The organism is Euryhalocaulis sp., from assembly GCF_013911995.1.
In the GTDB taxonomy this organism is placed as follows: domain Bacteria; phylum Pseudomonadota; class Alphaproteobacteria; order Caulobacterales; family Maricaulaceae; genus Euryhalocaulis; species Euryhalocaulis caribicus.
This window is the reverse complement of the sequence record NZ_JACESD010000009.1, coordinates 38,443-51,455: the sequence shown is the minus strand read 5'-3', so window position 1 is coordinate 51,455 and position 13,013 is coordinate 38,443. Positions and strand designations below refer to the sequence as shown.

The 13,013-nt window shown below is 63.9% G+C and carries 12 protein-coding genes; 3 read left to right on the top strand and 9 right to left on the bottom strand.

The window, feature by feature from the left end; translation table 11 throughout:
* Positions 1–11 precede the first annotated feature (11 nt).
* From H2040_RS04000 to coxB, 8 genes are all read right to left on the bottom strand, one after another.
* Positions 12–659, bottom strand: a complete 648-nt coding sequence (locus H2040_RS04000) for an SURF1 family protein (RefSeq protein ID WP_287154666.1) — start codon at positions 657–659, stop codon at positions 12–14.
* A 34-nt stretch (positions 660–693) separates the two neighbouring features.
* Complete coding sequence (locus H2040_RS03995; protein ID WP_022698571.1) at positions 694–1,065, bottom strand: DUF983 domain-containing protein; 372 nt, start codon at positions 1,063–1,065, stop codon at positions 694–696.
* On the bottom strand, positions 1,058–1,900 hold the full coding sequence (locus H2040_RS03990; RefSeq protein ID WP_022698572.1) for a cytochrome c oxidase subunit 3: 843 nt from the start codon (positions 1,898–1,900) through the stop codon (positions 1,058–1,060). Before H2040_RS03990 ends, H2040_RS03995 begins: the two co-directional genes overlap by 8 nt.
* A 104-nt stretch (positions 1,901–2,004) precedes the next feature.
* Positions 2,005–2,586, bottom strand: coding sequence for a cytochrome c oxidase assembly protein (locus tag H2040_RS03985; protein ID WP_287154662.1), 582 nt, complete (start codon positions 2,584–2,586; stop codon positions 2,005–2,007).
* Between the two features lies 1 nt (position 2,587).
* Positions 2,588–2,803: a cytochrome c oxidase system small membrane protein gene (locus H2040_RS03980; protein ID WP_287154660.1), complete on the bottom strand. Its 216-nt coding sequence runs from the start codon at positions 2,801–2,803 to the stop codon at positions 2,588–2,590.
* Positions 2,803–3,720 (bottom strand): heme o synthase, encoded by a 918-nt coding sequence (locus tag H2040_RS03975; protein ID WP_287154658.1) that lies wholly within the window; start codon positions 3,718–3,720, stop codon positions 2,803–2,805. Before H2040_RS03975 ends, H2040_RS03980 begins: the two co-directional genes overlap by 1 nt.
* A gap of 48 nt (positions 3,721–3,768) precedes the next feature.
* Positions 3,769–5,394, bottom strand: coding sequence for a cytochrome c oxidase subunit I (gene ctaD / locus H2040_RS03970; protein ID WP_287154656.1), 1,626 nt, complete (start codon positions 5,392–5,394; stop codon positions 3,769–3,771).
* Between the two features lie 15 nt (positions 5,395–5,409).
* Entirely contained in the window at positions 5,410–6,225 is an 816-nt protein-coding gene (coxB, locus tag H2040_RS03965) for a cytochrome c oxidase subunit II (RefSeq protein ID WP_022698577.1), read from the bottom strand.
* A gap of 287 nt (positions 6,226–6,512) precedes the next feature.
* Here coxB and H2040_RS03960 point away from each other — a divergent pair, with 287 nt between their 5' ends.
* The 3 genes from H2040_RS03960 to H2040_RS03950 all read left to right on the top strand — a co-directional run bounded on the left by H2040_RS03960 (position 6,513) and on the right by H2040_RS03950 (position 10,807).
* Positions 6,513–7,067 (top strand): tetratricopeptide repeat protein, encoded by a 555-nt coding sequence (locus H2040_RS03960; protein WP_287154653.1) that lies wholly within the window; start codon positions 6,513–6,515, stop codon positions 7,065–7,067.
* Between the two features lie 84 nt (positions 7,068–7,151).
* Positions 7,152–8,561, top strand: a complete 1,410-nt coding sequence (tldD, locus tag H2040_RS03955) for a metalloprotease TldD (RefSeq protein ID WP_287154651.1) — start codon at positions 7,152–7,154, stop codon at positions 8,559–8,561.
* Between the two features lie 176 nt (positions 8,562–8,737).
* Positions 8,738–10,807, top strand: a complete 2,070-nt coding sequence (locus H2040_RS03950) for a TonB-dependent receptor plug domain-containing protein (protein WP_287154649.1) — start codon at positions 8,738–8,740, stop codon at positions 10,805–10,807.
* A gap of 86 nt (positions 10,808–10,893) precedes the next feature.
* Here H2040_RS03950 and H2040_RS03945 read toward each other — a convergent pair whose 3' ends face one another.
* Complete coding sequence (locus tag H2040_RS03945; RefSeq protein WP_022698581.1) at positions 10,894–12,903, bottom strand: peptide MFS transporter; 2,010 nt, start codon at positions 12,901–12,903, stop codon at positions 10,894–10,896.
* Positions 12,904–13,013 lie beyond the last annotated feature (110 nt).

Genomic DNA, 13,013 nt, shown 5'->3' with positions numbered 1-13,013 from the left:
GGCGGGCCACTCTATTTCAGTCGAAAACGTCCCTCGCGCACGTGGTACGCGAAATATACCCCTATGAGCGTAAGCGCGAGACCGAACCAGGTCAGCGCATAACCCAGATGACGGGACGGAGGCGTGCTGGACAGGGACGCCGGCGGCGCGTCCTGCCGCGCCCAGACATCGGCCAGCGCATCCGGGGCGAGGCCGAATTCGACCGCCAGCGCCGCGCGGTCGAAACGATGCCATTCATTGGAGCCGGGAATGTTTTCCGGCGTGAACGCGCCGGGCTCCGGCGTGGCGGCCAGGCGCAGCAGCTCCACGCTATCCATCACGCCGGTGGCAAAATGTTCGAACCCGGTCTGGACCAGAACGGCCCGCGCCTGCGTCAGGCATCCCGGCGCGTCCGCGACCTGAAGGATGCGCCAGCCGGGATTGCCCTCGCTATCGAAGCCATACATGCGGACGGACTGGCCGCCGCGCGGCTCTGGCGGCAGGACCGGGCGCTGGCGGAACTCGCCGCCGCCGCAAATCGCCGTGGCCAGCGTCACCGGCTCGCCGGCGGACACGGCCGCATACTCGGCGATCAGGTCCTGTTTCCATTCCCGCCGCTCCAGCTGCCAGACGCCCAGCCAGATCAGAACGGCCAGCGCGATCAGCGCGGCGGCGGTCATTACGGGTTGCGGGCGGAAAATCATGGCGGGGCGGTCAGTCTTCGCGCAGCCGGGCCTCTTCCGCCCGGTTCTTGTATTGCAGCGCGTACATCAGGCCGCGGAAAGGGCGCATCAGCGCCAGGCAGCCGATCAGGGTCAGGGGCAGCCAGACCAGCATGTGCAGCCAGAACGGCCAGCCATAGGCGACCTCGACGATCAGGGCCGGAATGACCACGGCAAAGCCGACGATCAGGACGATGAAGGCGACGGGACCGTCGCCCACATCCTCCCCGCCGAAGTCCAGCCCGCAGGCGTCGCACTCATTGGCGATCTTCAGGAAACCGCTGAACAGAAAGCCTTCCCCGCAACGCGGGCAACGCCCCTTCAGCCCGGCCGCGATCGGGTTCGCGGCCGCCTCATCAGCCATAGACCACGTAGACGAAGGTGAAGAGGAACAGCCACACCACGTCAACGAAGTGCCAGTACCAGGCCGCCGCCTCGAAACCGAAATGCTTCTCGGGCGTGAAATGGCCCGCCATCAGGCGGATCAGACACACCAACAGGAAGATGGTCCCGATAATGACGTGCGCGCCGTGGAAGCCGGTCGCCATGAAGAAGGCCGCGCCATAGAGCGAGCCGGAGAAGGCGAAATGCGCCGTGGCGTATTCGTAGAATTGAAGCGAGGTGAAGCACAGCCCCAGAACCACGGTCAGCGCCAGAGCCAGCTTGGCGTCCCGGCGATTGCCGATCTGCAGCGCATGGTGCGCCCAGGTAACCGTGGTGCCCGACAGCAGCAGGATCAGCGTGTTGATCAGCGGAATATGGAACGGGTCGAAGGTCTCGATGCCTTCAGGCGGGAACTGGCCCCAGCCCTCGGTCAGGCGCGCTTCGTGGAAGATCGCGCCTTCGAAGAAGATCCAGAACCAGGCGACGAAGAACATCACCTCGGAGGCGATGAACAGGATCATGCCATAGCGCAGACCGATCTGGACCACAGGCGTATGGTCGCCGCTGCGCGATTCCTTGATCACGTCGCGCCACCAGCCGACCATCACATACATGATGCCCAGCGCGCCGAGTCCCAGCAGCCAGGGCTGACCTTCGCCGAAGAAGAAATGCAGCGGCGACGCGGCGTCGCTGACAAAGCCCTTCATCAGGACAACCAGCCCGATCGCCAGGACGAAGGCGAAAATGGAGCCGACCAGCGGCCACGGGCTGGGATTTACAAGATGGTAGTCGTGCTTGACGGCGTGATCCGCCATGGCGTTCCCCGCTAGGTTATAATCATACGGCCCGCGCCACCCCCGGCGCGGGAAAGAAGTCGATGCGAGCTATACCCTCATAAATCACGCCGCCGCAACCGATGCTAGCCGCCGGAAGCGGGACTTGTCGCCGCATCCGCAGCGGCCACGCTTTCCCCGTCCGTTTTCTGTTCGAAGAAAGTGTAGCTGAGGGTGATGGTCCGGACGTCGTCGAGCGTGCCTTCGTCGTCCATCTCCGGGTCCACGTAATACAGAACCGCAAGCTCCTGCGTCTGGCCCGGCTCGAAACGCTGAGCGGTGAAGCAGAAACATTCCAGCTTCACGAAATACGGCCCCGCCTTGTAGGGCGTGACATTATAGGTGGCGGTCACGTCGACCGGGTAATCGGCCTGGTTCGTCACCTTGTAGAAGGCCAGCGCGCGTTCGCCCACTTTCAGGTCCTCGCGCGTCTCCGCCGCTTCAAACTTCAGCGGAATGCCGCGGGAGACGGAGCCGTCGAAGCGCACATTCACCGTCCGGTCGATGACCGAGACATCCTCGCCCCCGCCAACCTGCGTGGTGCCGCCATAACCGGTCACCGCGCAGAACAGATTGTACAGCGGAACCGCGGCGTAAGCCGCGCCAACCATGCCCAGCGCAACAGCCACGCCGCCGGTCAGCATCATCTTGTTGGACAGTTTGAACATGTCAGAGAGGCCTGTCTGGTATGCCGTTCTTCAGATTGATCACCGTGACGATGAAAACGAACACGGCGAATCCCGCCAGCGCCAGCGCGATGGCCAGATTGCGCCGCTTGCGCGCCTTCATCTCTTCCGGCGTCATGGCGCGATAGCCCTGCGGCCGGTGATCCTGCGGATCATGGCGGCCGGTCAGCGGATCGGTGCGGTCTTCCTCTTCAGCCATCACGCGGCCCCGAACAGCGGCGCGTAAAGACCGAAGCCATGTTCGGCGATCAGCGCGCCGAACAGCAGGAACAGGTACAGGATGGAGGCCGCGAAGAGTGACTTTGCGTTCTTCGCCGATCCCTCCCGGCGCAGGCGCCAGGCCGGAACGACAAACAGGACCGTGGCGACCGAGGCGGCGGCCAGATAGACCCAGCCCCCCAGCGCCACCGCCAGCGGGGCAAACCCGACCGCCGCGGTCAGCAGCGCATAGATCCAGATCTGGCGGCGGGTCGCGTCATCGCCCCGCACATTGGGCATCATGGGATAGCCCGCGGCGGCGTAGTCGTCCTTGGCCAGCAGCGCCAGCGCCCAGAAATGCGGCGGCGTCCAGATGAAAATGATGGCGAACAGAATCCAGGCTTCCAGCGGCGCGGTTCCGGTCGCCGCGGCCCACGCCACCACGGGCGGAAGCGCGCCGGAAGCGCCCCCGATCACGATATTCTGGTCGGTATGCGGCTTGAGCCAGAGCGTATAGACCACCGCGTAGAAGAAGATGGTGAAGGCCAGAAGCCCCGCCGCGACATAATTCGCGGCCAGCGCCAGGCCCAGCACGGAAAACATCGCAACCGCGCCGCCAAAGGCCAGCGCGTCCGCCGCCGCGATCCGGCCTGTGGCCGTCGGGCGTCCGCGCGTGCGGCTCATTCGGGAATCCTGAACCGCTTCCAGCCCCATGTTCAGCGCCCCGGACGCGCCCGCGCCCAGCGCAATGCACAGGATGGAGGCCACCGCCAGCACCGGATGAATGGATCCCGGCGCGACCAGAATCCCGGCCGCGGCGGTGAACACCACCAGCGACATGACACGCGGCTTCATCAGCGTGACAAAATCACGCCAGCTGGCGACGCCCGCCGGTATGGCTGCGCTTGTATCGCTCATCTTGGTCAGCCCGGCTCCCTTTGCGGGAGGTGAGGCCGCGCCCCGCTTCTAGCGGATGCGCGGCAGCTCCTCATACTGGTGGAACGGCGGCGGAGACGGCAGCGACCATTCCAGGGTCGTCGCGCCCTCGCCCCACGGATTGGCGCCCGCGGGGCGGCGCACCAGGAACGCTTCCACGATGCCGATCATGAACACCAGCACGCCCGCCATCGACAGATAGTTGCCCATGGAGGAGACGTGGTTCCAGAACGCGAACGCTTCCGGGTAGTCGATATAGCGGCGCGGCATGCCGGCCAGACCCAGAAAGTGTTGCGGGAAGAAGATGATGTTCACGCCCACGAACGTCAGGATGAAGTGGATGCGCGCGATCAGCGAGTTGTACATGTAGCCGAACATTTTCGGGAACCAGTAATACCAGCCCGCGAAGATCGCGAAGACCGCGCCCAGCGACAGCACGTAATGGAAGTGCGCCACCACGTAATAGGTGTCGTGCAGGGCCTGATCGACGCCGGCATTGGCCAGAACCACGCCGGTCACGCCGCCAACGGTGAACAGGAAGATGAAGCCCAGCGCGAACAGCATGGGCGTCCGGATCGATATCGATCCGCCCCACATTGTCGCGATCCATGAGAATATCTTGATGCCCGTTGGCACGGCGATAATCATTGTCGCCGCCACGAAATAAGCCTTCAGATTCACGTTCATGCCGACCGTGTACATGTGGTGCGCCCACACGATGAAGCCGATCAGGCCGATCGCGACCATGGCGTAGGCCATGCCCAAATAGCCGAAGATCGGCTTGCGGGAGAAGGTCGAGACGATGTGGCTGATGATGCCGAAGCCCGGCAGGATCAGGATGTACACTTCCGGGTGGCCGAAGAACCAGAACAGGTGCTGGAACATCACCGGGTCGCCGCCGCCGGACGGGTCGAAGAAGGTCGTCCCGAAATTACGGTCGGTCAGCAGCATGGTGATGGCGCCCGCCAGAACCGGCAGCGACAGCAGCAGCAGGAAGGCGGTGACCAGAACGGACCAGGCGAACAGCGGCATCTTGTGCAGCGTCATGCCCGGCGCGCGCATGTTGAAGATGGTCGTGATGAAGTTGATCGCGCCAAGGATGGAGCTGATGCCCGCGATATGCAGCGACAGGATTAGCAAGTCCATCGCCGCGCCCGGATGCCCGATGGTCGATAGCGGCGGGTAGAGCACCCAGCCCCCGGCGAAGCCGTTGAACGCGCCCACGCCCGGCACGAACATGGACAGCACGGCCAGCGCGAACGCGAACGGCAGCAGCCAGAACGAGATATTGTTCATGCGCGGGAAGGCCATGTCCGGCGCGCCGATCATCAGCGGCACCATCCAGTTCCCGAAACCGCCGATCAGAGCGGGCATGACCATGAAGAAGATCATGATCAGGCCGTGATAGGTGATCAGCATGTTGTAGAAATGCTTGGCCGCCTCGGGGTCGCCGCCGGTGAAGGCGGTCAGCACGCCGATGCCCGGCGCCTGCAGCTCCATGCGGATCAGCCATGACATCGCGCCGCCGACCAGGCCGGCCATGATCGCGAAAATCAGGTAGAGCGTTCCGATGTCCTTATGGTTCGTCGACAGGAACCAGCGGGTGAAAAAGCCCGGCTTGTGATCGTCGTGCGCGTGCGCTTCAGCGGTCGCCATGTCCAAAAACGCTCCTTACTGCGTGTCCGCGGCGGCGAGTTGCGTGTCGCCGCCCGTCTGTTCGTTGACCCAGGCCGTGAATTGCTCCGTCGGCAGCACGTGCACCTCGATCGGCATATAGGCGTGATCCTTGCCGCAAAGCTCCGAACACTGACCGAAATAGATCCCCGGCTCATCGACCCGGAACCAGAGTTCGTTTAGGCGGCCCGGAATGGCGTCGGTTTTGACGCCGAAGGCCGGCACGGTCCAGGAATGGATCACGTCCGCGCCCGTGGTCTGGACCCGCACAACCGCGCCCGCCGGCACGACCAGCGCGCCCGCATTCGCGTAATCGGTTCCGTCCCAGGTCGCCAGCAGATACGGACGGTCAAGGCGCTCGGCCTCTTCTTCCGGCAGCATCAGCGAGGTCACGGAGATGTCCTGATCCGGGTAGGAATACTCCCAGTACCACTGATAGCCCGTGGCCTTCACCGTCAGATCGGCTTCCGGAACGACATCCTGATAATAGAGCAGTTTGAAGCTCGGCACCGCGATCACGACCAGGATCAGCACGGGCACGGCGGTCCAGATCACCTCGACCAGCGTGTTGTGGCTGAATTTCGCCGGGTCCTTGCGAACCTTCGCGTTGTAGCGAATGACGGCCCACAGCATCAGGCCGAGAACGACCAGCACGATGGCGGTGATGATCACCAGCAGCCACAGGTGAAAACCGGTCAGCATTTCCATGATCGGCGTGGCGGCTTGCTGGAAACCGACCTGCCCGTCTTCGGGCGCGCCCATGACAGGAAGCGAAGCGGCCGCGAGGGCGGCGTGTAGAATGGATGCGATCATAGGATCCCCGAGCACTCTGCAGACAGCCGCCCATCAAGGCGCCTGTTCGGAATACGAGTCAATTGACGGCGTCGTTTAGCCAAGTGCGCGCGAATATAGAAGCCCCCGACATGCAAGTCAGCGTCTTAACTGCGCGCATCCTGTCGCAGGGCGCGGCGCGGATTCCCTCCTTCATGTTTCCCGCATCAGGTGAAAAGTGGTATGATACAGGTCATCAGGGCGCGCGCGACGCGCCGGTTTTTACTGACGGTCCGCCGCGCGGCGCCTCCAGAGGACGGGAGGCTCCCATGAGGCCGTATTCGATTTTTGCCGTTTTCCTTCTCGCCGCCGGAATGTCCGGCGCGGCGGGCGCCGGGCAACTGGTCATCGGCCAGACCGCGGCCGCCGCCTGCTACAAGGCGGCGGAGGCGCAAAACTACTCCCGGTCCGCCTGGCGCACCTGCACCGAGGCGCTGGACGAGGACATGTCGCGACGCGACCGGGCCGCCACCCACATCAATCGCGGCATCGTCGCGGCGGGCGGCGGACGGATCGACGACGCGCTGTCCGACTACCAGACCGCCATCCGGATGCGCCCGGAAATCGGAGAGGGCTACGCCAATCGGGGCACGGTCTTCAGAACCCAGAAACGCTTTGACGCCGCGCTGGCCGATTTCGACAAGGCGCTCAGCCTCGGGGTGAAAGAGCCGCATCTTGTCCATTTCAACCGCGCCGTTGTCCTGGAACAGACCGGCCGCGTGAAAGAGGCCTATTTCGATTACAAGAAAGCCTCCGAACTCGCCCCGGACTGGGATATGCCAAGGCGGGAGCTGGAGAGGTTCACGGTCACCGAAACGGGCTGAGGCGCCCGCCGCCACTGTTTGCGGGGACTCGCAACCGGCCTTTGGCCTGCTATCTCTAGGGAAAGCAAACCTTCAGGAGCTCCCATGCCCTTCGACGCCCCGCAGGACGATCTTGATCTGAACGCCGCCGAGCCGATCCTCGACGCGGCGCTGACCGGCGCCGATGACGGGGAGCTGTTTATCGAGCGGGGCGTATCTGAAAGCTTCGTGTTCGACGATGGCCGGCTGAAAACCGCCGCCTATGACCTGACGCGCGGCTTCGGCCTGCGCTGCGTTGCGGGCGAGTCCACAGGCTACGCCCACTCGGCAGAGATGAGCGTGCCCGCCCTGAAGCGGGCCGCCGAAGCCGCCGAGAGCGCCAAGCGCGGCCGCTCCGGCGTGATGGCCGAACCGCCCCGGCGGACCAACGCCAAACTCTATACCGATGTCGACCCCAGCGCCGCCCCGTCCTTCGAGGCCAAGGTCAAGCTGCTGCAGGAAATCGACGCTTATGCCCGCGCGAAAGATCCGCGCGTGGTTCAGGTGACCGCCTCTCTGGCCGGCTCGCGCCGCGACATTGAAATTCTGCGCGCCGGAGGCGAGCTTTACCGCGACGCCCGACCTCTGGTGCGGCTGAACGTTTCCGTCGTTGTCGAGAAAGACGGCCGCCGCGAGGCCGGTTCGGCCGGCGCGGGCGGACGCACCACCTATGAACAATGGATCACGCCCGACGCCTGGAAAGGCTCCGCCGACGAGGCGCTGCGTCAGGCGCTGGTCAATCTGGAAGCCGAAAACGCTCCGGCGGGCGAAATGGATGTGGTGCTCGGTCCGGGCTGGCCCGGCGTGCTGCTGCATGAGGCCGTCGGCCACGGACTGGAAGGCGACTTCAACCGCAAGGGCAGCTCCGCCTTTTCCGGGCGCATGGGACAGCGCGTCGCCGCGCCGGGCGTGACCGTCGTCGATGACGGCACGATGGCCGAGCGCCGCGGCTCCCTGACCATCGACGACGAAGGCACGCCGACCGACCGCACCGTGCTGATCGAGGACGGGATTCTGGTCGGCTATATGCAGGACCGCCTGAACGCCCGCCTGATGGGCATGGAGGCGACCGGCAACGGCCGCCGCGAATCCTACGCCCACATGCCCATGCCGCGCATGACCAATACTTTCATGCTGGCCGGGCAGGACGACCCGGACGACATCGTCGCCTCGCTGGAGGACGGCGTCTATGCGGTGAATTTCGGCGGCGGCCAGGTGGACATCACCAACGGCAAATTCGTTTTCCAGTGCACCGAGGCCTATCGCGTGAAGAACGGCAAGATCCTTCACCCCGTGAAGGGCGCGACCCTGATCGGCGACGGCCCGACGGCGCTGACCCGGATCTCCATGATCGGCAACGACATGAAGATGGACCCGGGCATCGGGGTCTGCGGCAAAGGCGGTCAGGGCGTTCCGGTGGGCGTGGGTCAGCCGACCCTGAAAATCGCCGGACTGACGGTGGGCGGCGCGGGTTAAAAGCCCTCCGGCCGCGCCTCCATGCCGGTCATTATTACAATGATTTCACATTCTTACCTCCGGGATAGACTTATCACGGGGATGTGAAAACAGTGTCCCGAACTTAACGGGTCAAACGCCCTCTCCGCTGTCACCTTGTCCCTCGGGGAGGCGTTTTCTTGTGGGGACAGACAAACATGCAACGCACATTACTCGCGGCCTGCGCAGCGGCGGCAATATTTCCTTTTGCCGCTTTCGCCGATGACGACACGCCGGCTCAGCCCGCCAAACCGGAAGCGGTGCTGACCTATCAGCCGGTCTTCTTCGAGACATTCAACGCCCTGACCGCGCTGGACATGGTTCAGAGGGTTCCGGGCTTCAGCATGGATGAAGGCGAGTCGGTGCGCGGCTTTGGCGGCGCGGCCGGCAATGTCCTGATCGACGGCGAACGGCCAAGCTCCAAGGAATCGCTCGGCTCCATCCTGCAGCGCATTCCGGCCAGCCAGGTGGAGCGGGTCGAGCATATTCGCGGCTCTGTCAGCGGCATCGACATGCGCGGCCAGACCGAAGTGGTCAATGTGGTGCGCGCCGAGGGCGCATCCGGCGGCAGCGGCGCCTGGGAGGCCAATTTCCGGATTCAGGAAGGCGAACCCGTCGTGCCGTTCGGCGAGGCATCCTATTCCGGCCAGGCCGGGCGCGCCGACTATACGGTCAGCTTCGAGTCAGACGGCTACCGCGCGCCCTGGAACGGTCCGGAATTCCTGTTCCGGCCTGACGGGACCCTGATCGAGCGGCGTGAAGAGGAAGGCCGCGACACGTTCCGCAACTACAAGATCGCCGGGAATACGGAGATCGAGCTGGGGGCCTGGACCGTGCGCGCCAACGCCGACGCGGACTGGCGCTGGTACGAATATCCCGAACCGGGCCGCGCCTTCGGCCCGGACGGAGAATTCCTGCGGCTCGATGAACTGTTCATCGATGACAGCAGCGAGAATTTCTCTTTCGGCGGCGACGTGGAGCGCGATTTCGGCGAAGCGCTTTCCTTCAAGTTGATCGGCCTGCAGAAACTGCGGGAGTTTCAATCCGAACAGACCTCCAGCCGCTTCGACTCCGGGGGATTCAACAAGCGAACGCGTCAGACCATCGCCAATGACGAAGGCGAATCCATTCTGCGCGGCGTGGTCACATGGATTCAGTCGCCGCGCAGCGCCTTCGATTTCGGGGTCGAGGGTGCCTATAATTTCCTCGAATCCGATGTCGATCTGACCGTTGATGAAGGTAATGGCTTCGTGGTCATTCCCCTGCCGGTGACCGAAGCCAAGGTGGAGGAATATCGCGGCGAGGCGTTTGCCTCCTGGGTGTGGGAGCCGAGCGACCGCCTGACCATCGAGCCGGGCCTGACCGTGGAGGTTTCGCGCATCACCCAGTCCGGCTCCGTCCAGGCCGAACGGGACTTCATCTATCCCAAGCCGTCCCTGGCCGTGACATGGGATTACGCCAGCGACCGCCAGATCCGCCTACTCGCCGAACGCGAGGTGGCGCAGCTCAACTTCTTCGACTTTGTCACCTCTTCCTCGCTCAGCGATGACCAGACCAATGTCGGCAATCCGGACCTCAAGCCGCAGCGCACCTGGCGGCTGCGCGGCGAATGGGAAAAGCGGTTCTGGACAGAGGGCGTCATCACCCTGCTGGGCGAGTTCGGATATGTCGAGGAGGTTCAGGACCTCATTCCCATCGGCGAACCGGGCAAGCGTTTCGACGCGCCGGGCAATCTGGGAAACGGCGATTACTGGCGCGCCCGGGTCAGCGCGACCGCGCCGCTGGACCGCCTTGGCCTGACCAATGCGCAGCTGGAAGCCTACGCGGAAACCGGGGATTCCAGCGTCACCGATCCGGTCACGGGCCGCACCCGCATCTTCTCCGACCGGCGGCACGAGGAATGGTATGTCGAGTTCCGGCAGGACTTCCCCGACCGGAAATTTTCCTACGGCTTCGACTATTATCAGGGCGGCGACGTCGAGCTGTACTTCATCGACGAGGTGCGCCGGTTCGAGAACGGGCCCGGCGATCTGGACGTTTTTGTCGAGACCACCCGCGTTCCGGGCGTCACCGTGCGCCTGTCGCTGGAGAATATCGGCAATGTCGATTTCGCCCGCCGCCGGGATTTCTTTGACGGCCCGCGCGATACCGGACAGCTCGCCGCATATGAAACGCGCGAGAAACAGAACGGCGTAACCGGCTATCTGACCTTCCGCGGCACCTTCTAGTCCGCTCTGCTGTGCGATCACGCAAAAGAAAAGGCCGCGGAGGATCATCCTCCGCGGCCTTTCTCATTCAACGGCTCAGGCGAGGCTTACGGCGCGCCCGAGGTGCGGTCCAGCGACGGGCCGCCCGCTTCCGTTTCAGTCGGATGCGGCTTCAGGGACTCGGCCCGGCCATGCCCCAGCCGCTTCAGGAAGGGCGACAGCACCAGCACGATCACCGCGATGACCACCGCCACGATGCCCACATTCATGTAGACGCTGGCGTACTGGTCCTTGGCCGCTTCCATATTGACGATCTGGCCGCCCACGGTCTCGGCGCCCGTGCTGGCGGCGATGATGCCGGCCAGGTAGTTGCCGAAGCCGGACGCCAGGAACCACGCGCCCATCATCATGCCGACAACCTTCGGCACGGACAGCTTGGTCACCGCCGACAGGCCCACCGGGGAGAGGCAAAGCTCGCCCGTGGTGTGCAGCAGGTAGATCAGGAAGATCCAGATCACCGGCACCAGCGCCGCCGCGGCGGTCATGTTGATGCCCTGCACCAGCACGATGAAGCCCAGACCCAGCTGCAGGATCCCGAGGCCGAACTTGGCCACCGTGTTGGGCTCAAGCCCGCGCTTGGCCAGCGCCACCCAGAGCCAGGCGAACAGCGGCGCCAGGGTGAAGATGTAGATGGCGTTCAGCGACTGGAACACCGGCGCGGGCACGGTGAACAGGCCGAACACGCTGCGGTCGACCACGCGGTCGGTGAACAGGTTCAGGGACGAACCCGCCTGCTCGAACAGCGCCCAGAAGGGCAGCTGCAGCATGATCAGGAACAGCGCCAGCAGCATCCGGTCGCGGTCCACGGACGGAATCTTCATCACGTCCAGCACCACGACGCCCGCCACTAGGATCGCCCCGATGGCCAGCGGCCAGGTAATCAGCGCCTGCGGGGCCGCCTCGGCAATGCCCAGCGTCACGCCGGCCGACCACAGGATTGGCACGGCCATGATCAGGAAGCCGAGCACGAACAGCCCGATTTCCATCTTGGGATTCTTGCCGTCCTCCGGCCGCCCGAAGACAAATAGCGACAGGCCGATAATCACCGCCATCATGAACAGGCCGAACACGTTCAGCAGGTCGCCGACGAAAGCCTCGTTCATGATCAGGATCCAGGAGACCAGCACCATGCCGACGCCGCCCAGATAGACCATCCATTCCTTGTTGATCGGTCCGAACACCTTGGACTTGAGGTCTTCCCGGTTGGGCGGCTCGGCCAGCCCGGCGAGGAATTTCTGCCCCCACAGGAAGACCAGCAGGCCCAGAAGCATGCCGATGCCGGCGAGGCCGAAACCGTATTTCCAGCCATAGGCGACGCCCAGCCAGCCGCAAAGCAGCGATGACGAGGCCGCGCCCAGATTGATGCCCATGTAGAAGATGGTGAAACCGCCATCCCGCCGCGGATCGTCAGGCCGGTAGAGGTCGCCCACGATGGTGGAGATATTGGCTTTCAGGAAGCCGACGCCGGAAATGATCAGCGCCAGGGACAGGTAGAAGATGCTCAGGAAGAAATTGTTCTTCTGAACCGTGATCTCATATTCGTCCGCGGGAATTGTGCCGGGAAGGCCGGCCGGGGCCGCGTCCTCGAACACGATGCCTTCCTCGGCGAAGGAGACCGGCGTGCGGCCCGCTTCCGAGACCAGGAAATTCATCGTTTCGTCGCCGCGCCCTTCAACCACCAGCTCGTATTCGGAACCGGCATAGTTCACGGTTTCTTCGGCCCGCGTCCCTTCGAACGCCATGCCGAAATGGCCCAGCACCAGAAGGATTGCGCCGAATGTCACCGCTTTGCGCGACCCCAGATAGCGGTCGGCCAGCGTGCCCCCGATCACCGGCATGACGTAAACAAGCGCGGTGTACGCGCCGTAGATCATCGCCGAACGCTGATCGGAGAACAGGAAATGCTGTGTCAGGTACAGGATGAGCAGGGCGCGCATCCCGTAATAGGAAAAGCGCTCCCACATCTCGGTGAAAAACAGGATCAGAAGGGCTTTTGGATGACCAAAGAAACTATGGTCGTTCCATACCCTTTCAACAGCCGCGTTGGTATCGCTCACGCCGTCTCCCCTTATTCCGTTATGGCGTTTTTGTGTCGGCGCGCACTAGAGCACGGCGATTGAAAAGCGCCAAGCATCCCTCACGGGGTTTTTAACAGAACGGAAAGTCC